The following is a 19,566-nucleotide window of genomic DNA, read 5'->3' on the forward strand; positions in this document are numbered from 1 at the left end:
TAAATAATTCATGCGTCATGCATTACTTCCGAACAACATGTGAATTCTTCTTAAAGGAGATTCACATGTGTTCGGTTTTTTTATGGGTTTTAAAGGATAAGTTTATAATTGAAATAATATTATTAAGCGGTTATGAATAGGAGAAGGATGCCATCATACATATGAGGAACGTACTTTTTGACAAAAAATAATAATATTTGATCAGTGGTAGGTGGTGGTGAAAATTGCCTGCTTCTCTTTAAAAATAATCCATTTTATATAGTCCGTATTTCTTAATTATTTGCAATTAGGTTATGTTCATTTGAGTAATCTTTCTTGCAATGTTAATATGATTATCAATCGATGTGGATTGGACTTTTAAATATTTTTATAACACAAAATGACATTTGTTAAAAAAATGTATGATGTATATTTTTATTCATTTCGATTTTTATTTGAAAGGTTCGAAAAATTTAATTATAATCGATATGAAAAGGTGTAAAAATACACGAAAAATAAATCAAGGGAATGAAATGATTTTGACTAGAGATGAAATCATATTAAAAGTTTCGGAAAAGATGCGCTTAATTCGTACTGAAGCTGGTTATACACAGGACAAAATGGCAGAAATCGTTGGTGTTTCAAAAAAAACACTTGTACAAATTGAAAAAGGCCGGGCCAATGCTGGTTGGTCGACTGTCGTTGCTGTATGTGCATTGTTTAGAGAAACAGAGACAGTAAGGTTTTTGTTCGGAAACGAGCCTTTAGAGGTAATTGAAACAGTAGTGAGAGAGGGAATTGATTTTCGTAAAGAGAAAACTCTAGGTGGAAAGATTTGGTGGAAAGAAATACAGAATAAAAGCGGCTATGTTTTGCAACAAAATATCATTAGTCAACATTACCGAATTATTGACGAAGAGCATTTCCGTATTTATAGTAGCTTTGATGAAACTTCTGCCAGGGAGAGATTCGCTGAAGTCATTGAAGAACTTCAACATCAATATTAATTCATTTAATACATAGCTGCAAAAAACCCAACAAAGTTGGGTTTTTTACTTATTATTTGACGACCATTACGCTACATGGCGCTTCTTTTGTTATTTTTTCACTATTGCTTCCTAAGAAAATTCTTTTTAATCCTTCTTTTGAGGAACTTCCTACGAATATAATGTCTGCTTTTAATTCTTCAGCTAATTCGCATATGGCATCTGCCGGTTTGCCTCCCAATATTTTTATTTCTAATTTTTTTCCAGCTTCATCAGCAATTTGTTTAGCATGTGTAATCGCTTGGTCGACGCTGTTAATTATTGTTGAATGTGTCGTCTTTTCTTCTGCGTGATTACTAATATGGAGCGGCTGTATTTGCATGCCTTCAACAATCATATTATTCGATCTTAACTGAGGGTTTTTTTCAGTTGCTGAATAAGAATTTTCAATCACTTCTTCATCAGCATGAGCTAAAATGATTTTTGTGTCAGTCGTAGAGAAAGAAAGTGCTTTTTCCAATGCGTGACGGCTGTTTTCAGAATCATCATACCCGACAATAATTGTTTGAAAGTTTAACAATCTTATCACCCTTTCGTCTTATGTTATACTTTACCCTTATTGATGAAGTATAATCCTATAATAATAGAAATTTTCTTGCTAGGAACATAAGGTGGAGATGTTATGAAAAGGGAAAAAACACCATTTGTTTGGTTGAAAAACATGATAAAGAAATTGCATATATGGCAGGTAATATTATTACTCATATCACTGGGAGTCCTTTTTGGTTTAATCTATATCATTCCATTTGCAACAAATAATGATATTGAAGGTCTAAATAGTCAATTAAGCAAGCCAACGATTATTTATGATAAAAATGGTGAAGTAGCTAGTAAGGTTTCTGCTAACAAAAATGAAGGAGTAGCCTTTGAAGAGATACCGGAATCACTCATACACGCTGTTATTGCTATTGAGGATCATCGTTTTTTTCAACATGAAGGCGTCGATTATCAAGGGATAGGCCGCGCTTTTTTAACCAATATACGAGCTGGTAGAATTGTTGAAGGCGGAAGCACAATCACTCAACAACTTGTAAAAAATGAACTTCTAACTGCAGAAAAATCATATGACAGAAAGCTTCAAGAGTTTTTTATAGCTAGAGAAGTAGAACACCAATATAGTAAAGAAGAAATACTACAAATGTATTTGAATAGAATTTATTTTGGTGAGGGTGCGTATGGGGTGAAAAAAGCAGCTAATAAATACTTTGCTAAAGATTTAGGCGAATTATCGTTAAGTGAATCTGCAATGTTGGCTGGTTTAATTAAAGCACCTTCTACGATTAATCCATACAATGACAAACAAAAGGCAATAGCAAGAAAAAATCTTGTTTTAAAGCAAATGAAGCAACATGGATATATTAATGAAGAGGAAATGAATCAAGCAATAAATGTAGAAATGAGTTTTAAAGAAGGGGAAGCTGATCCAATGAAAGGAAAGTACCCTTATTATGTTGATGCTGTTCTCGAAGAAGCAATGAATCGATATGATCTCTCATTAGATGAGTTGTTAACGCAAGGTTATCAAATATATACCGAATTAGATCCTAGTATGCAAGCTGATATAGAGTCTACTTATCAAAATGATGCGATTTTTCCTTCAACAACAGGGGAGCGACCGGTTCAAAGTGGGATGATATTAATGGATCCTGAAACTGGTGGCATTCGTGCTTTAGTTGGTGGGAGAGGTGAGCATACGCTCCTTGGACATAATAGAGCCATTCACCCTGTGGGAGAACCAGGTTCAACGATGAAACCGATTATTCCTTATGCTGCTGCAATTGAAGCTGGATGGGAAAATACAGATATGTTGAAAGATGAGAAATTATCATTTGGTGAGTATGCTCCAAATAATTATAATAACCAATATCTAGGTGAAGTACCAATGTATGAGGCTGTGATGCATTCTATCAATTTACCGGCTGTATGGTTATATAATGAAATAGGTGTAGATAGAGGAAAGAAGATGGCCGAGCAATTCGGCATTCCGAAGAATGTATTGGATGGAGGCCTAGCTCTTGCTTTGGGTGGGACAAGCCGTCCTGTGTCTCCTAAAGTGATGGCTGAAGCTTATAGTGTTTTTGCTAATGGTGGTAAGAAAGAAGAAGCTCATACAATTATTGAAATAAAAACCCAATCTGATGAGCCTTTCGTTCAATGGGAAAGTAAGAAGGAAACAGTAATCTCTGAACAAACAGCAAATCAAGTGACAGCAATGCTATTAGGTGTCGTCGATTATGGTACAGGGAAAGCTGCTAAAATTGATGGAGTTGAAATCGCAGGGAAAACTGGTTCAACACAGTTAGGGATTGAAGGTTTAAGTGGGACAAAGGACCAATGGTTTGTTGGTTATACTCCTCATCTAGTAGGTGCCATCTGGGTTGGCTATGATCAAAGTGATCGTAATCATTATTTGACGACGAGTAGTAGTGAAGGCACAGCGCCAATTTTCAAGGAAGTAATGGAAAAAGTGCTTCAAGGAAAACCGATTGAAAGCTTTAATGTCGATAAAATCGATGATAAATATAAAAAGCAGCAACGTAACAAGGAGAAACAGGAACAGAGGGATGAAATAAGAAACTGGTTAGAAGATAAAAGGAATCAGTTTTTTGACTGGTTTAATTAAATATGATATTTAAAGGGAAATAATGAAAAATCTACTGAGAGAATCTTTATTCTCATGGAGAATCTTTCTTATTTCCCTATACCTTTACTAAAATAAGATATCTTATACATGTACACTTCTGTTCAATAATAAACTTTTAGGCTCTGCTGTAAAGTGAACATCATTCGTACACAACGTTTTAATTTGAATAAGTATTTCTTCTGGCTCAGTACCTTCCACAATCACTTTCAATTCGTCTTTCGGTCGGACCATCATCAGAAAGGTTACTAGTTTTGACAAGTGAGAAGGGATCACTACATTATGTTGATAAAGAAAATAAATTGTGCCGTCGTATTTATATGCAGTTTGGTATATAGCAATCATTTTCTTTATATTTAATGATTTTTCAAATTTTAAACTGGAAGAGATAATTTTTCTATTCATGATATGTAACTCCTTTTAAAAGAACTTAATAAAAAATTACCCCTTTATTTTTAAGTTAAACATTTTATAATTAGAATGTTTTACGTTTATTCTTTGTCGGATTTATTAATAGAAAAGTCGAATAACTTGATTCTGTTGATTAGGAATGTAAAACTAAGGATGGAGCTTTTATAAACCTATTTTAAAATGCTTTAAATTAGGAAAATAATAGATAGACAAGAATTTTTGGGAGGTAGTAAGATGACTGAATATCGTGTAGAGAAAGATACGATTGGTGAAATTAATGTGCCTGCTGAAAAATATTGGGGTGCACAAACAGAAAGAAGTCGCAATAATTTCAAAATAGGTATTGAAAAAATGCCATTAGAGTTAATTTATGCTTTTACTACGATTAAACGCTCAGCAGCGATAGTCAATCATGAATTAAATAAGTTATCAGAAGAAAAGAAAAATGCAATTGTTGCAGCGTGTGATGAGGTGTTAGCTGGGAAATTTGATGAACATTTCCCTTTAGCTGTATGGCAAACAGGCAGTGGAACGCAAACAAATATGAATGTCAATGAAGTAGTGGCAAGACGGGCAAATGAATTATTGGATAATGAAGATATTTCTATTCACCCAAATGATGATATAAACATGTCGCAAAGTTCTAATGACACTTTTCCAACAGCGATGCATATTGCAGCACTGAACAGTGTGGATAAACATTTAATTCCTGCGCTTATTCGTTTAAAGGATGTCATTCTACAGAAGGAAAACGATTTTGCAGATATCGTAAAAATAGGAAGAACTCATCTTCAAGATGCAACTCCTCTTACATTAGGACAAGAAATAAGCGGTTGGCGTTATATGTTAGAGAAGGATGAGCGCCTTATCAATGAAGCGAAACTAGCACTAGGAGAACTGGCTATCGGTGGAACTGCTGTCGGAACAGGTATTAATGCTGACCCGTCGTTTGGTGATAAGATGGCTAGTGAGATTTCTAAATTAACGAAGCTCTCGTTCAGTTCTTCTCCTAATAAATTTCAAGCACTAACAAGTCATAGTGAGATTGTTCATCTTCATGGAACTTTAAAAGGTTTAGCTGCAGATTTAATGAAGATTGCTAATGATGTTAGATGGCTTGCGAGTGGACCAAGAAGTGGGATTGGTGAATTAACGATACCTGCTAATGAACCAGGAAGTTCAATTATGCCAGGAAAAGTAAACCCAACACAAAGCGAAGCGTTGACAATGATTTCAAGTCAAGTATTTGGAAATGATGCAACGATAGGCTTTGCTGCCAGTCAAGGTAATTTCGAATTAAACGTCTTTAAGCCAGTAATCATTTTTAATTTGCTTCAAAGTATTACATTACTTAGTGATGGTATGAATTCATTTAATAAAAATTGCATTGTTGGTTTAGAAGCTAATACTGAAAAAATCTCTCTGTTTGTCAATCAATCCCTCATGTTAGTGACAGCTTTAAACCCCCATATCGGGTATGAAAAAGCAGCTGAAATTGCTAAGTTAGCTTTTAAAGAGGAGCTAACATTGAAGGAAGCGGCATTAAAATCAGGATATATTACTGAAGATCAATATGATAAATGGGTTGTACCAGAAAAAATGATCTAAACAAATAAAGCCCCCTAGGTGATAGGGGGCTAATCCATATTATTAAGTTTTGCAGCTTAGAACTTTCCGCCACCAAGTTGTTGTTCAGCCATTTGAACAAGACGCTTAGTAATTTCTCCACCTACAGAACCGTTCGCACGAGATGTTGTTTCAGCGCCAAGGTTAACTCCGAATTCACTTGCGATTTCGTACTTCATTTGATCTAAAGCTTGAGCTACTCCTGGTACTACTAATTGATTTGAAGATTGGTTTGCCATAATGTGTTTCCACTCCTCTAAATTTTTTTTTGGCTGGGTTAGTTGGCAATGAACCAACGCAATTTTCTTTGCACCATATTTGGTTTAACCCATCGATAGTAGAAGTTTTAAGCGTGTTTGCCGCTTGTAATAGTTATTATGGTTGATATTTAAAAGATTATGCCTGAATATTTTTAGGGAATTATTTCCTTATAAATGTTTTGTTGTCTTTTTATTGTGCATAGGGAGGAACAGTAGAAACATGATATAATATAAATCATCATAATCGTCATTAAAATTATGGGTATGCTTTTACATTCGCTAACACAGATGATTAATGATGACCCTAATCATTGAAAATGAGGTTAGAAGGTGAATAAATGGATTATACAGAGGATATGAAAAACAGGCTTAAAAGATTAGAAGGTCAAATGAGAGGCGTATTACGGATGATGGAAGAAGAGCAACATTGTAAAGATGTCGTTACTCAGCTTTCAGCTATTCGCTCGGGCATTGACCGAACGATTGGTTATGTTGTCGCAAAGAATTTGGAAGCTTGTATAAGAGAAGCAAATTCAGAAGGTAGAAATGCAGAAGAAGAGATACAACAAGCTGTTAATATGATTGTGAAAAGTAGGTAAGATGTTTTTGGTAAAAGGAAAGGAACGATTGTGAACAATCGTTCCTTTTTAGTCTATTCTTCATCACAGCAATGCGGAGGTTGTTCTTTTTCTAGTTCTCTCGCTTCTTCGATATTCGTATGTCCTCCACTAACATGCACAGTACCTCCGGACATTCCTTCGTTAATATAACGATCAACATCGAGAAAGGCTTCATCGCGTCCTTCATATGGTAAATCTTTTTCTAAATCGTCTTTTTTGTTTGCCATAAATGAACCTCCTTAATTTCAGAAGAATGGTTCATATTCTTCCACAATTCTTTACCGGTCATACACATGGTAAAGCATGAGTTCGTGAATATGGCTTTTTAACTTTTCTTCATGATTTTGGTCCGGAACAGTGGATAACCATTCAATTTTTCCATCACGATGATATACACCTAAATACTTTTTGCCATGATGAAAAAAAGAAAATTTCCATCCTGGTAATTCTTTGTTTTCATATAATGATTGAAATTGAAAATGTGAAATCATGATTATTCCCCCTTGTTCTCATTTTAACTTGAATAGAGGAGTTCTGAAATGAAAATAAACATAATTTAATGAGGAAAAGTGGGAAAACCGCTTAATTGCATACATAAGTGACAAATTGCTTTGATTCGTTTGTTTTCAATATGCTCTTCATCAAAACTCATAGGCTTGGAATTTACTTCATACAAGTAGAATTTACCGTTCGCACCTACACCTATATCTAAAGAGAATTCCCCGAATAAACCAAGTTGTTCATTTAATAAATGACCCACCTCTTGTATGATTGAATTGAAAAATATATAGTCCTCTTCTTTAGCAAATAGTTCATAAGGCAATATCTTCCCGCCATTGGGTACATGTGTTGTGACTTGTTGGTGACTGCTAGATTGCCTTATACCAATCCCAGAAATGACAAAATTGTTCTTCTCTTTATGTGATAATATTCTGAAATCATATCTTGATTCATCATATAATGCTGGTTCAATTGCTTCTTGTATGATATATCGGTCCTTAGCTAAATGAACTTTTAATTCATTCCATAATTCGTTTAAGGTAGCGAACTCTTTTGTTAGATGAACACCTTCCATTAAATAGTGATTTTCCTCTAGGGAGATTCGAAAGATTCCTTTTCCCTTTGCACTACTAACGGGTTTGATATATATTTTTTGTTTGTCTTTCAGCCAATCATGTAGCATTTCTTCAGAAGTTAATAACAAAGTTTCTGGTAATAAAGGTTTTAATGAGGAAGATTTCATTAATAAATGATGCATTTCCAATTTATTTATAAAACAGGGATTGAAAAAAGGAATATTATGTTTTTGTAAGAACGATGTAAGTGCAGTAAAATCAGTTTCTTTTTCTAGGTTGCGGAAAGGAATACGGTTATATATGACATCAGGTAGTGGGGATGAGACCTGTATCCATTTTCCTAGAGATGGATGAAATGTATAACCAGTTACAAATGATACTCCAAAATCATCTGGCGTAAAGACAATGGGTAATGCGCCTATTTTTGAAAATTGTTGGACAAGAGATAAAAATAGCGGACCATTGCCCGCTAATTTTTTATTTTTTCCTTTGCTTGTTAAGATCCCTATAATTGGACCGATTCGATGAGAATCTTCATTTAATGAGAATGGCAACCATTTTTTTGAAGAATGAAAGAGTTTTTCTGTTTTTATTTTATTGTTTCCAAACATTTTTTCCTGCGCGTGATACCACTTTTGAGATAAAGGGTCATAGTAGGAAGTAGTCATCTAAACAATGCCTCAGGGCTTTTCATTGCTTGTTCTGTTAGGTAGATACTATATGCTAAAGAAAGTTTTCGTGTTAAGAAATCAAATTTTTTCATACTTGGATGAGTAAAGATTGAACGTCCTGGTTTTGAATTCGCTTCGAAAAACCAAACTTTTCCTGACTGGTCTATGCCTAAGTCAAAGCCTATTTCTGCGACAAGACCTTCCATATTATTTTCTATTGCTTCGCTTAACTTTAAGGAAGCTGTTTGCAATTTATTAGCAATTTCTTCTCTTTCAATTGGATCCTCGAAAATTTCATCTAATGATTGAATCGTACCTCCACTTTTTACATGGGTTGTAACACTTCCATTTCCAGCTACTTTTGCTGCACAAGCAGTAACAATCCACTGTCCTGTTGAATCTTTATTCGTGTGTAACCGAAAATCAATGGAGCATTTCTCTTTCTTCAACAGATATATACCCTGTTGGATAATCATTCTTTCGAGGTTTTTACCTGCAAAAATATGCTTCATTAACCCTTCTAGACTAGAGAATTTCTTTAGTTTATTCATACCAGCTTTTAAATCTCTGTACCGACAATAATAAGCACTGTCTTCTCTGTTATAAATAATCTGATGAATACCTAATCCCAGACTGCCATTCATTGGTTTAATGTATATATGGCCATATTTGGCGAGCATGTTTTCGATGGCGGAATAAGAACTAAACGGCTGTGTTTCAGGTAAATACTCCGAAATTTCCTCGACTTGAAATAAACGATCATAAATATCCATTTTATTAAAAAAGCCTGGATTATACCAAGGAATTAAATATTCTTGTTCAAGTCGTGACTTTACTTCTTTTTGTTGTTTTTGCCGTTCACTTTTTCTATTTGGAAGGCGATCATAGATTACGTTTGGGAAAGGCACTTCAATTGTCTTCCACCCATTTTGTAAATAAAATAAACCTTGTATAGTACCAGAATCCCAATTGATATGCTTCTCTCCAAATACGAAAGGAAGTGCACCGACACTAGTACTTACAGATAAGAGTTTAGAAAAAATAATTGAGCGATCACCGATAGGCCGCATGGGAAATGATGTGAACCCTGACGTGAAAATGCCAACAAGGGGTCCGATTGTTAATGTTTCATCATGTATAAAAATATGAAGAGGGTGCTTGACATAAGGGAAGAAAATATCTTTAGCGAGATCTTCACTGATGGTGATTGCTTGTTTGGAGCTCGGTTGTTGCTTAAATTTAGCATCAATGGTAACTGTACCGAAATTTAATTTGTAAAGGGCAGTATTTAGATTTATATGGTTTGGCAAGAATACACAGCCTTTATAGTCTGAGGTGATATCTATCATAAATGTTTGATTCATCATTCTTTCACTTCCTTTCAGCTAATGCCCGTTGGGATAATAGGTAATCTCCATACTTAAATGGAGAAGTGTAAAGGACATCTGCTAATTGTGGATTTGTTTGTAAGACCAATTTCCTGCCAGGTTTAGAGTTAATATCAAGAATCCAGATGCCACCTTCTTGATCAATTCCGATGTCGATACCTAATTCAAATAGTGTTGAAAAGCATGATTCCATAATTGAGGGAAGAATAATTAATATTTCCTTTAATTCTTCCTGTAAAAACGACTTTTGGCTTTTTGGAATACTATCTAGCCAATGCTCATAGGAAGAGGTTGTTCCACCGGCACTTAAATTAGAAATTATGCCGTTTTCATGACCAGTTCGCATGGCTCTTGCTTGTTCTTGCCATTCACCGTTAGCATCCTTTTGCAGAAAAACGCGTAAATCAAAGGGGCGATTCTGTTCATCAACGAGTAATAAGAATGGTTGGATTAGATATTGATATCTTTTTGTCAGCCTCTCTAACCAAACCGTTGCTTTATGAATGGGAAGCGTTTGTTCAATCTGCTTAGAGCCTTTGTCTGTTTTGATAATCATTGAGTCACCTTTGATTGAGATAACATAAATACCTATACCTTGTGACCCATTTACTGGTTTTAATACGAGTGGTGACTGCTTTTTTAACTGTTTAATGAAAGATTTCGCTGAAGTGAAAGGATCTGATTGCAGTAAATAAGGAGCGAGTCTAGAATGTTTTAGGGCATCATATATTTCGAGCTTATTTGGAAGTCCTTGACCTAAGAATTGGGTCTTACCACTCTTTTTTAACCAATTTGTTATGACTTTGCATTTTTTTGAATGATCATCTTCTTGATAAAAACAACGGTCATATAACAGTTCAGGTAATGGAAAAACCGTAGACTCCCATTGTTCGGTTACTTCATTAAATAGCTCTCCATTTACTTCATTATTGTGTGGTAGGATGTTTTTCGGAATAAAACGAAAGCATTGATAGCCGTGATGTTTAGCTTGTGAAGCAATAGCTGTTATATAGGTCCTTTCACTTGTTTCGTAAAGTGTCATAATACCAAGTGTTTTCATGCTGATTTTTCCTCCTTATTGTTATGTTGAAAAAGCTAAAAAAGTACAATACTCTACAAGTGCTCTTGCAGAAGGTCTGATCTGATTGAATTCACCATCAATTTGCTTAGATGGTTTAGAGTTTGCTTCAATCATCCACAAATGCCCCTCATAATCAACGCCCATATCAATGCCGAGTTCACCATATAGGCCAAATGTTTTTTGATCAATCATCGTGCATAGCTCTATTGAAATTTTTTTCATTAATGCTAATATTTGTATTGCGGTGGTTTTATCAAATAGTGTAGTTAGCAGTGCTAGTGGTTTTCTCATTTCCCCTCCTTGGGCAAGATTAGATACAAATTGTTCTGCATTAGAGATTCGGGCTACAGCAGAGGTAACTTTCCAAATGTTTTGCCTATTTTTATGACAAAGAATGCGAAAGTCAATCGGTCTTTTGTTGAGTTGAATGAGCGGTATGCCTTCTTGGATAATATAGTTACTTGTTCTATGCTCTTTCTCGAATTGCGATATGAAGCTATCAAGATGATGGAATGGGTGGCTTGTTTTTGCCTTTTTCCCTGATGAGTAACCAACGGCGTACATATCTTTATTTTTACGTATGTGAATAATTTGTTTCCCTTGACTTCCATTTACGGGCTTTATGAAGATAGATGGATACTTTTCTATAAAATAAAGTAACTTTTCTTTCGAAAAATCTTCTGTTTCTGGTAAATAGGTACGTAAATGAGTTTCGTCGAATAAGAAATCATATACATCTTTCTTTGATAAAAATTGTTCATTAAAAAAAGGGATGGCATTTTTATATAGCAAATTTTTAAGGTTTGCAAAGCTAGGTGAGCTTTCAATCTTTCTAGAGTGAACGCGGTTATAAATAACATCAGGAAGTGGCAGTAGTTGTTTCTTCCATTCACCCTCGATATTTATATAACCATGGACTTCAGTTTCTTTAATATCTTTGGGATGACAAACATAAGCAATTCCTCCTAAAAGCTCAACAGTTTGATTGATTTCATGGCAAAATTGATGGATGGTGCGAAAATGTGGAGGAGATTGATCTCCCATTTCAAAAAAGTCAGTCATGATAGCAATAATTGGCCCGAGTGACAATACCTTGCTTTGAACAATATAATTAACAAGCATGAGGTGCCCTTCAAATGGTATATTGAAATAATCGAATACAGATTGACTAATGAACAGTTCCTTTTCATCTACTTGACGATAAATGAGGCGAATGGTTAATTGTTTTTGCCCTAATGATAAACGGATATGTTCCTCATTAGAAATTAGTAAATGTTCTGCTAATGCTGGGTTGAGCTCTAGAACCATCTTATTTTCATACGGAAGTACTCTCATTTTAATGTTTGTATATCGTGTCATCATTAATCCCCATTTGCCCGCAAGAAGCGAGTAATTATATAATAAAATCTAGGCGAATGCTGATACGCTATCTTATGAATGGCAAGATAAATTGGTGCGATTGCACAAAGAATTTGGTGAAAGAAGAAAGGTAGAGAGCGGAATGAAAGAAATTTTTACGACCCTACTAATGATGGTTGCTACTGGTGCCATCATTGGAGGAGTTACAAATTATTTAGCTATTAAAATGATATTTAAGCCTTATAGAGCGATTTATATTGGGAAATGGCGTCTTCCTTTTACACCAGGGTTGATTCCTAAACGTAGAGGTGAGATGGCCGAACAAATGGGTAAGCTTGTCATAAATCATTTGTTAACACCAGAAGGGATACAAAAGAAACTACAAAATGAGCGTTTTCAAACAATGCTGACACAATTTGCCGTGGTAGAAGTAGAAAAGAAATTGAATACAGAAAAAACGTTAGAGCATCTGTTGGAACAAATAGATATAAATGAACCTGCAAAAATGGCTGAGGATAAGATTGGTGCGTTTTTAGAGGTGAAATATGAGAATTGGATGCGTACAAATCAAGATGTAGAAATGAAAGAAATCTTGCCACAAAAACTTGTAGGTAAAGTGGAGGAACAGTTGCCTCAACTAAGCAATTGGATTGTGCAATCAGCAAAGAATTATTTCGCAAGTGAAGAAGGAAAAGAAAGTATTCAAAGGATGGCCGATGATTTTGTCCAAAAACGAAGTGGCATGATTAAAAGTATGCTACAAATGTTTTTAGGCAATGTGAAATTAGGGGAAAAACTACAACCTGAAATCGTAAAATTCTTAAATCATCCTGGAACAGATGAGCTTTTAACATCACTCCTTAGAAAAGAATGGCGAAAATTATTAGATAAAAATATTGCTGAGTTTGAAGATAAAATAGGAAGAGATAACCTCCTTCCATTCATAAAGCAGACTGTGTTTCGATTTGTTCAAGTTCATGAAATATTTCAAATGCCAATTAGTCAACTAACAGCAACAATAAGACCTTATATTATTACTGAACTTATCCCGAAAGCAACAGTAGGAATAAGTAAGTTATTAGCTGATAGAATATCTGTTTTAATGGAAAAAATGAAGCTTAATGAAATTGTAAAAGAACAGGTAGACTCATTTTCTGTTGAAAGGTTAGAGCAAATGGTGTTCTCGATTATTAATAAGGAATTAAGAATGATTACATTTCTTGGAGCCTTACTGGGTGGTCTAGTAGGTGTGTTTCAAGGTATTACTGCCATATGGATATTATAAATCCTTATATTTTATAGGTTTTTCCTCGATTTTACTTCCATTGTCTGTTATAGTGGTGGAAGTCTATGAAAAGGAAGTGTTCAATTTGGCAAATAATTTACAAGACGCAGCAATCGAATTAGAAAAAGCAATCCGTGAAAGCAATGAATATCAAAGCTTAAAGGATTCTTATGATAAGGTGAATGCAGATCCATCAGCTAAATCGATGTTTGATAACTTTAGAAATATTCAAATTCAGTTACAACAGAAGCAAATGTCTGGTCAAGAAATTACACAAGAAGAAGTGGATCAAGCGCAAAAAACAGTTGCCCTTGTACAACAACACGAACTGATTTCTAAACTTATGGCCGATGAACAAAAAATGAGTGAAGTTATCACAGACTTAAATAAAACAATCATGAAGCCTCTCGAAGATTTATACGGTGCAGCCGAGTAATTCATGAGTAATAGACTTGGTTCTATTTCATAAAAGCACAACCTTGCTTTCAATAGCAAAGTTGTGCTTTTTTTCGTGCAGGTGTAAAACCTCATGCCTTCTTAAGGATGTGACGGCTTATATACAAATACAAATGTCGCGGAATTTTGATAAAAAAAGATTAAGGAACGGCAGGAAACGTAACTATGTATAAAACGCAAAGAGAACAGACTTCTTTATCTCTATTCTTCCTGTTCTATTTTCTGTTGCGGGTACATAAAAGTGTCATAAGGACAATTTTCATCCAGAATAGGGGGCAAAAAGATGATTTATCGTCTCTTAGCTATAAATATTGATGGTACCCTTCTTCAAAGTAATGGAAGGCTGCATAAATCAACAAAGGAAGCAATCGAATACGTCCAGCAAAAGGGAATTTATGTGACGTTAGTAACAGCAAGAAGTTTTCCATCGGCTAAGAAAGTGGCTAAAGCATTAAAATTAAATTCCATCCTTGTAACATCAGCTGGAGCTTATACAGCGGATAAATTGGAACAACCAATTGAAGTAAAACGCATCAAAAAAGAAGTAACCTTTGATATTGTACGCTTATTAGAAGGATTCCCTTGTCAAATAAGACTTGTGCATGAAAAGTTTTCACTAGCAAATAAGACAAAAACAAATAATAATATCCTCGCTAAAACGGTGTTCTCAACAGGTGATCCTGTTTTTTATTCCCACCAGTTTGTTGAGTCTCTGAGTGAGAATTTGCTAGAAGATCCAGTTAAACCACCAAAAATTGAAATTTACTTTGAAAATACCAATGATCTTATACATGCCAAAAAAGCATTAGATGTCATGTATGATGAGGAAATTGCTATTACCCAACTAAATGACTCTCGTTTAGATATTGTCCCTTATGGTGTATCCAAATGGAATGGTTTACTGAGATTAAGTAAGGAACTTGGTATTGCACCGCAAGAAATTGTAGCCATTGGAGATGGCTATGATGATTTGCAGATGATTGAAGGTGCGGGTTTAGGTGTAGCGATGGGGAATGCCCCTCATGTCTTAAAAAAGCAAGCTGATTGGGTAACAAGAACAAATGATGAACATGGTGTAACATATATGGTAAAAGAGCATTTCCGCAAACAACATCCTATCCAATTTTTAAGGAAAATGAATCTCTTGAAGTAAGGTAGAAGCTCTGAAGGTGGTAGAACGGTTGCTACCTTCAAAGCTTCTTATTCGTATTCCTTAATTTAAGGGGGGGTGGTCTTTTAGCAGCATATGCCAAATATAGCTAACAAACTGATATACTAAAATACAAACGACCTGTGAATGGAGATTGACCCGTAAGGTCTTTTTTTTGTAAACTTAAAGAAGTTTGATCAAGAGAAAGTATAAAGGTGATTAACAATGAATATATCTATTTTAGGTTTGAATGATAACCGTTATATAAGACCATTGCAGTTAATTGGTAATTTATTTTTTGAAGAATGCTCTGTAAAACTTGATAAACATGAGGGTGCAGATGTAGTTATATCTTTCCACTATGAAGTAAGTGAAGAGATTAACATGAGTGTTCAGCTTACTACAAGCGAGGAAGAAGTCTATACCGCTAACTATAGAAAGAATCTTAAGGCGTTTGAGACAGAAAAGGAATTCTTTAATCAATTAAAGTATGCAGCTTCCCATGTGTATTTAACTGTTTTACAAGATTGGACAGGTATTGTGCAGAAATGGGGCATATTAACAGGGATAAGGCCAACAAAGCTTTATCATCGTCATATGATGTCTGGAAGTAGTAAGGAAGATGCTCATCAAGCTTTGAAAAAAGATTATTTGATTTCAGATGAAAAAATTAATCTAATGGAAAAAATCGTTGCACGACAATTAACGGCGATTCCTGACCTTTATGATTTAAAAAAAGAAGTCAGTATCTATATCGGCATTCCCTTTTGCCCAACAAAATGTGCTTATTGTACATTTCCTGCTTATGCAATTGGTGGTAAACAAGGTAGAGTCGATTCCTTCTTAGCTGGGCTGCATTATGAAATCAGACATATGGGAGAATGGTTAAAGGAAAATGACATCAAAGTAACAACCGTATATTATGGTGGAGGTACGCCAACAAGTATTACAGCAGAGGAAATGGACCTTCTATATGAAGAAATGTATGAGTCGTTTCCAGATGTGAGTCACATTCGGGAAATTACGGTCGAGGCAGGTAGACCGGATACGATTACTGCAGATAAGTTAAATGTATTAAAAAAATGGAATATTGATCGTATCAGTATCAATCCACAATCATATACGCAAGAAACGTTAAAAGCGATTGGGAGGCATCATACGGTTGAGGAAACAATCGATAAGTTCCACCTGGCGAGAAGTATGGGTATGAACAATATTAATATGGATTTAATCATTGGCTTACCAAATGAAGGCACAACAGAGTTTGCACACTCATTAAATGAAACAAAGCAATTACTACCCGAGTCACTGACTGTTCATACATTATCTTTTAAAAGAGCTTCTGAAATGACAAAGAACCGGCAGAAATATAAGGTTGCAGATCGTGAAGAAGCAGAAAGAATGATGAATATGGCAGAAGAGTGGACGGCTGAACATCATTATGAGCCCTACTATTTATATCGTCAAAAAAATATTTTAGGAAATTTAGAAAACGTTGGCTATGCGTTACCGAAACAAGAAAGTCTTTACAATATTATGATTATGGAAGAAATGCAAACGATTATCGGAATTGGCTGCGGGGCAGCAAGTAAGTTTATCCATCCTGAAACAGGTAAAATTACTCATTTTGCAAATCCGAAAGACCCTAAATCCTACAATGAAAGTTTTGTTGAATACACGGATAAAAAAATAGCTATGTTAAATGAGCTCTTTAATATTGAGGCAAAGTCTATATAAGCTTAATGTGAGCTGTACCTTGGTTAAAGGTGCAGCTTTTTTGTTTGTGAAAATAGACTAGATTTAATTATGGCAACTTTAATAGAGGATTTTATTAAAAAAACAAGAATGTAATAGGTACAAAAGCGCATAAACATCTATGATAATGTAAACGGTTACTAAAAGGGAGGCGATTGGTGATGAATCATTCTTCTTTGACGATGGCACAGATGATAAAAAGAGCAGAAACGTTTTTCGCAAAAAAAGAGGTTGTATCTAGAACAGCAGGTGGTATTCAAACATTTACGTATAAGGAAATGGCAGAACGAACACGAAGACTTGCTTCAAGTTTACAAAGGCTTGGTATTAAAAGAGGGGAGAAGGTAGGGACATTTGCCTGGAACCATCACCGCCATCTGGAAGCATATTTTGCGATTCCTTGTAGTGGAGCGGTGTTGCATACAATTAATATTAGACTCTCATCTCAGCATATCACCTATATTATTAATCACGCAGAAGATAAAATTCTCCTCATAGATGAAGAGTTAGTTCCATTAATTGAACAATGTAGAGACGAACTTTCCAATGTAAAAGCATTTATCATTATGAGTGACCATAAGGAACCTCCAACTACAACTTTATCTCCAGCATATAATTATGAAAGTCTACTAGAAGAGGCAGATCCCAATTATCAATATCCTGATGATCTAGATGAAAATGACCCGGCAGGGATGTGTTATACATCGGCGACCACCGGAAATCCTAAAGGCGTCATTTACTCTCACCGGGCAATTGTGCTCCATAGCTTAGCATTAGGTTTAGCGGATAGTGTTGGTGTAAGTGAAAAAGATATTGCCCTACCTATCGTCCCGATGTTTCATGTCAATGCATGGGGCTTACCTTTTGCAGGGGTGTGGTTTGGCACAAAATTGATCATGCCTGGGCCTGCATTTACGCCTAAATTAATTGCCGAACTAATAGAAGAATATAAGATTACAATTACTGCAGGTGTACCAACTATTTGGCTTGGATTATTGAAGGAATTGCAAGCGAAAAAATATGATTTAAGTTCTTTAAGAAGCATTCTGTGTGGCGGATCTGCTGCACCAAAAGGCATGATTAGAGTGTTCGAAGAAAAGTATAAGATACCGTTTCTTCATGCTTATGGAATGACAGAAACAAGTCCACTCGCAACTGTCTCCAATCTAAAAAGCTATCAAGAAAATATAGATTTTGAAGAGAAACTGGAGTTAAGAAGCAAGCAAGGATTATTGGTTCCGGGATTAGAAATGAAAGTGATTGACGAAAAAGGGATTGAAGTGGAGTGGGACGGAAAGCAGATGGGCGAGCTCTGCTTAAGAGGTCCGTGGATTGTAACCGAATATTATAATGATGAGCGGACTGCCTCGAGTTTTAAAGATGGCTGGCTTCATACGGGTGATGTTGTCACCATTGATGAAGAAGGACTTTTGAAAATTGTTGATCGCACGAAGGATTTAATAAAAAGTGGTGGAGAGTGGATTTCTTCTGTTGACATAGAAAATGCGCTCATGGCTAATGAAGCCATTTTTGAAGCTGCTGTTATTGGTATTCCGAGTGAAAAGTGGCAAGAGCGTCCATTAGCCTATGTTGTATTACATGAACAATACAAAGGGAAAGTGACTGCTGAAGAAGTGCTTCAGTCATTAAGCGCTCAATTTGCAAAATGGTGGATTCCTGATGATGTCATTTTTATTGATGAAATTCCCAAAACATCTGTAGGGAAATTTTTAAAACGTGATTTACGAGAGAAATATCAAATGGATAAAATTAATCAGTAATTATTTTCAATATGAACAGTCATTCATTTTCTAGTAAAAAAATTCAATTATATTTGGAAAATAAAAAATATTTTATTTATAATAGAGGTATCCAAACTTAAGGAGGAAAATGAATGGCGCTTGATTTTGATACAAAGACCGTTAATTATTCGATTGAGGGAAGAGTAGCGCATGTAGAAATGAACCGGCCAGAGTCATTAAATGCACTAAATGTGGAAATGATTCATGAGCTTGCTGCTGTAATGAAAGAGCTAAGTAATTTAGAAGAAATAGATATCGTTGTTCTGAAAGGGGCGGGTAGAGCATTTTCTTCAGGCGGAGACATTAAAACGATGCTGATGGATGCGAATGAAAACGATTTCCCCGTTGTGATGGATGCGATTAATGAGTTAGTTGTTACATTGTATAGTATGCCTAAAATCACCATTAGCGCAATAAAAGGTGCAGCTGCAGGGCTCGGATTAAGTTTAGCTTTAGCTACCGATTTCATTTATGCTCATAAGGATAGTAAATTAGCGATGAACTTTATTGGTATAGGGTTAATCCCGGACGGTGGTTCCCACTTTTTCCTTGAAAGTAAGTTAGGGCCCGACCAAGCAAAGCACCTCATATGGGAAGGGAAACCGATGACAGCTGAAGAAGCATGGGAGAGAGGACTTGTTCATGAAGTCGTAGGTGATGATCTTGACGAAGCAGTAAATAAAAAAGTGTACCATCTGAGTCATCTTCCAATCCTTGCGATGATTAAAACAAAAAAAATACTGACAGATAAGAATCGCCCATTATTGTTAAAATTATTAGAGCTCGAAAAAAGTGGTCAAGCACAAATGAGGAAAACATCTGATCATAAAGAAGGCATAAACGCTTTTATTGAAAAAAGGCAGCCTCGATTCACAGGGAAATAACAGGAATGAAAGACACGCATGTTTTATCAGAAACATGCGTGTCTTTATTTGATACGTGGTGTATAGTATAACCTGA

The 19,566-nt window shown here is 35.3% G+C and carries 19 protein-coding genes; 10 read left to right on the forward strand and 9 right to left on the reverse strand.

The window, feature by feature from the left end:
* Nucleotides 1-518 precede the first annotated feature (518 nt).
* Complete coding sequence (locus tag MHI57_RS23210; protein WP_340978347.1) at nucleotides 519-986, forward strand: helix-turn-helix transcriptional regulator; 468 nt, start codon at nucleotides 519-521, stop codon at nucleotides 984-986.
* A 52-nt stretch (nucleotides 987-1,038) separates the two neighbouring features.
* Here the strand turns inward: MHI57_RS23210 and MHI57_RS23215 are convergent, their stop codons facing one another.
* Entirely contained in the window at nucleotides 1,039-1,545 is a 507-nt protein-coding gene (locus tag MHI57_RS23215) for a universal stress protein (protein WP_157733753.1), read from the reverse strand.
* Between the two features lie 102 nt (nucleotides 1,546-1,647).
* Here MHI57_RS23215 and MHI57_RS23220 point away from each other — a divergent pair, with 102 nt between their 5' ends.
* Nucleotides 1,648-3,648, forward strand: a complete 2,001-nt coding sequence (locus MHI57_RS23220; RefSeq protein ID WP_322909125.1) for a transglycosylase domain-containing protein — start codon at nucleotides 1,648-1,650, stop codon at nucleotides 3,646-3,648.
* Between the two features lie 102 nt (nucleotides 3,649-3,750).
* On the opposite strand, the gene MHI57_RS23225 is transcribed toward MHI57_RS23220, so the two are convergent.
* The gene (locus MHI57_RS23225; protein WP_095369938.1) at nucleotides 3,751-4,071 is read right to left on the reverse strand and encodes a hypothetical protein; all 321 of its coding nucleotides are present in this window, start codon (nucleotides 4,069-4,071) and stop codon (nucleotides 3,751-3,753) included.
* Nucleotides 4,072-4,311: 240 nt separating this feature from the next.
* Here MHI57_RS23225 and fumC point away from each other — a divergent pair, with 240 nt between their 5' ends.
* A complete protein-coding gene (fumC, locus tag MHI57_RS23230; RefSeq protein WP_340978351.1) occupies nucleotides 4,312-5,685 on the forward strand; it encodes a class II fumarate hydratase in 1,374 nt (457 codons plus the stop codon).
* 56 nt (nucleotides 5,686-5,741) lie between these two features.
* On the opposite strand, the gene MHI57_RS23235 is transcribed toward fumC, so the two are convergent.
* Nucleotides 5,742-5,942, reverse strand: coding sequence for an alpha/beta-type small acid-soluble spore protein (locus tag MHI57_RS23235; RefSeq protein WP_157733752.1), 201 nt, complete (start codon nucleotides 5,940-5,942; stop codon nucleotides 5,742-5,744).
* Between the two features lie 359 nt (nucleotides 5,943-6,301).
* Between MHI57_RS23235 and MHI57_RS23240 the strand changes: the two genes are divergently transcribed.
* Nucleotides 6,302-6,562 (forward strand): metal-sensitive transcriptional regulator, encoded by a 261-nt coding sequence (locus MHI57_RS23240; RefSeq protein WP_095369936.1) that lies wholly within the window; start codon nucleotides 6,302-6,304, stop codon nucleotides 6,560-6,562.
* Between the two features lie 53 nt (nucleotides 6,563-6,615).
* Here the strand turns inward: MHI57_RS23240 and MHI57_RS23245 are convergent, their stop codons facing one another.
* The 6 genes from MHI57_RS23245 to MHI57_RS23270 form a co-directional block, all read right to left on the reverse strand.
* Nucleotides 6,616-6,810, reverse strand: coding sequence for a hypothetical protein (locus tag MHI57_RS23245; RefSeq protein ID WP_095369935.1), 195 nt, complete (start codon nucleotides 6,808-6,810; stop codon nucleotides 6,616-6,618).
* A gap of 51 nt (nucleotides 6,811-6,861) precedes the next feature.
* Nucleotides 6,862-7,074, reverse strand: coding sequence for a YheE family protein (locus MHI57_RS23250; protein WP_340978352.1), 213 nt, complete (start codon nucleotides 7,072-7,074; stop codon nucleotides 6,862-6,864).
* A 65-nt stretch (nucleotides 7,075-7,139) separates the two neighbouring features.
* Nucleotides 7,140-8,327 (reverse strand): YheC/YheD family endospore coat-associated protein, encoded by a 1,188-nt coding sequence (locus MHI57_RS23255; RefSeq protein WP_340978354.1) that lies wholly within the window; start codon nucleotides 8,325-8,327, stop codon nucleotides 7,140-7,142.
* Nucleotides 8,324-9,694: a YheC/YheD family endospore coat-associated protein gene (locus MHI57_RS23260; protein ID WP_095373491.1), complete on the reverse strand. Its 1,371-nt coding sequence runs from the start codon at nucleotides 9,692-9,694 to the stop codon at nucleotides 8,324-8,326. The genes MHI57_RS23255 and MHI57_RS23260 overlap by 4 nt, the downstream gene beginning before the upstream one ends.
* Nucleotides 9,695-9,701: 7 nt before the next feature.
* On the reverse strand, nucleotides 9,702-10,778 hold the full coding sequence (locus MHI57_RS23265) for a YheC/YheD family endospore coat-associated protein (RefSeq protein WP_095369932.1): 1,077 nt from the start codon (nucleotides 10,776-10,778) through the stop codon (nucleotides 9,702-9,704).
* Nucleotides 10,779-10,799: 21 nt separating this feature from the next.
* A complete protein-coding gene (locus MHI57_RS23270) occupies nucleotides 10,800-12,158 on the reverse strand; it encodes a YheC/YheD family endospore coat-associated protein (protein ID WP_340978358.1) in 1,359 nt (452 codons plus the stop codon).
* 142 nt (nucleotides 12,159-12,300) lie between these two features.
* Here MHI57_RS23270 and MHI57_RS23275 point away from each other — a divergent pair, with 142 nt between their 5' ends.
* The 6 genes from MHI57_RS23275 (at nucleotide 12,301) to MHI57_RS23300 (ending at nucleotide 19,490) form a co-directional block, all read left to right on the forward strand.
* Complete coding sequence (locus tag MHI57_RS23275; RefSeq protein ID WP_340978360.1) at nucleotides 12,301-13,443, forward strand: DUF445 domain-containing protein; 1,143 nt, start codon at nucleotides 12,301-12,303, stop codon at nucleotides 13,441-13,443.
* An 85-nt stretch (nucleotides 13,444-13,528) separates the two neighbouring features.
* Nucleotides 13,529-13,879, forward strand: coding sequence for a YlbF family regulator (locus MHI57_RS23280; RefSeq protein ID WP_095369928.1), 351 nt, complete (start codon nucleotides 13,529-13,531; stop codon nucleotides 13,877-13,879).
* Nucleotides 13,880-14,182: 303 nt separating this feature from the next.
* Entirely contained in the window at nucleotides 14,183-15,052 is an 870-nt protein-coding gene (locus MHI57_RS23285; protein WP_095369927.1) for a Cof-type HAD-IIB family hydrolase, read from the forward strand.
* A 222-nt stretch (nucleotides 15,053-15,274) separates the two neighbouring features.
* A complete protein-coding gene (locus MHI57_RS23290) occupies nucleotides 15,275-16,786 on the forward strand; it encodes a coproporphyrinogen III oxidase (RefSeq protein ID WP_307318330.1) in 1,512 nt (503 codons plus the stop codon).
* 179 nt (nucleotides 16,787-16,965) lie between these two features.
* On the forward strand, nucleotides 16,966-18,585 hold the full coding sequence (locus MHI57_RS23295) for a long-chain fatty acid--CoA ligase (protein ID WP_307318331.1): 1,620 nt from the start codon (nucleotides 16,966-16,968) through the stop codon (nucleotides 18,583-18,585).
* Between the two features lie 113 nt (nucleotides 18,586-18,698).
* On the forward strand, nucleotides 18,699-19,490 hold the full coding sequence (locus MHI57_RS23300) for an enoyl-CoA hydratase (protein WP_095369925.1): 792 nt from the start codon (nucleotides 18,699-18,701) through the stop codon (nucleotides 19,488-19,490).
* The last annotated feature ends 76 nt before the right edge of the window (nucleotides 19,491-19,566 follow it).

It is taken from the genome of Cytobacillus sp. FSL K6-0129, assembly GCF_038007625.1.
Classification (GTDB): domain Bacteria; phylum Bacillota; class Bacilli; order Bacillales; family Cytobacillaceae; genus Cytobacillus; species Cytobacillus kochii.

Bases quoted from the DNA above. Each gene is read 5' to 3' on its own strand.
- fumC (WP_340978351.1), top strand. From the start codon at position 4,312: ATGACTGAATATCGTGTAGAGAAAGATACGATTGGTGAAATTAATGTG.
- MHI57_RS23295 (WP_307318331.1), top strand. From the start codon at position 16,966: ATGAATCATTCTTCTTTGACGATGGCACAGATGATAAAAAGAGCAGAA.
- MHI57_RS23275 (WP_340978360.1), top strand. From the start codon at position 12,301: ATGAAAGAAATTTTTACGACCCTACTAATGATGGTTGCTACTGGTGCC.
- MHI57_RS23245 (WP_095369935.1), bottom strand. From the start codon at position 6,810: ATGGCAAACAAAAAAGACGATTTAGAAAAAGATTTACCATATGAAGGA.
- MHI57_RS23270 (WP_340978358.1), bottom strand. From the start codon at position 12,158: ATGACACGATATACAAACATTAAAATGAGAGTACTTCCGTATGAAAAT.
- MHI57_RS23265 (WP_095369932.1), bottom strand. From the start codon at position 10,778: ATGAAAACACTTGGTATTATGACACTTTACGAAACAAGTGAAAGGACC.
- MHI57_RS23240 (WP_095369936.1), top strand. From the start codon at position 6,302: ATGGATTATACAGAGGATATGAAAAACAGGCTTAAAAGATTAGAAGGT.
- MHI57_RS23290 (WP_307318330.1), top strand. From the start codon at position 15,275: ATGAATATATCTATTTTAGGTTTGAATGATAACCGTTATATAAGACCA.
- MHI57_RS23255 (WP_340978354.1), bottom strand. From the start codon at position 8,327: ATGACTACTTCCTACTATGACCCTTTATCTCAAAAGTGGTATCACGCG.
- MHI57_RS23285 (WP_095369927.1), top strand. From the start codon at position 14,183: ATGATTTATCGTCTCTTAGCTATAAATATTGATGGTACCCTTCTTCAA.
- MHI57_RS23250 (WP_340978352.1), bottom strand. From the start codon at position 7,074: ATGATTTCACATTTTCAATTTCAATCATTATATGAAAACAAAGAATTA.
- MHI57_RS23220 (WP_322909125.1), top strand. From the start codon at position 1,648: ATGAAAAGGGAAAAAACACCATTTGTTTGGTTGAAAAACATGATAAAG.
- MHI57_RS23260 (WP_095373491.1), bottom strand. From the start codon at position 9,694: ATGAATCAAACATTTATGATAGATATCACCTCAGACTATAAAGGCTGT.
- MHI57_RS23300 (WP_095369925.1), top strand. From the start codon at position 18,699: ATGGCGCTTGATTTTGATACAAAGACCGTTAATTATTCGATTGAGGGA.
- MHI57_RS23225 (WP_095369938.1), bottom strand. From the start codon at position 4,071: ATGAATAGAAAAATTATCTCTTCCAGTTTAAAATTTGAAAAATCATTA.
- MHI57_RS23235 (WP_157733752.1), bottom strand. From the start codon at position 5,942: ATGGCAAACCAATCTTCAAATCAATTAGTAGTACCAGGAGTAGCTCAA.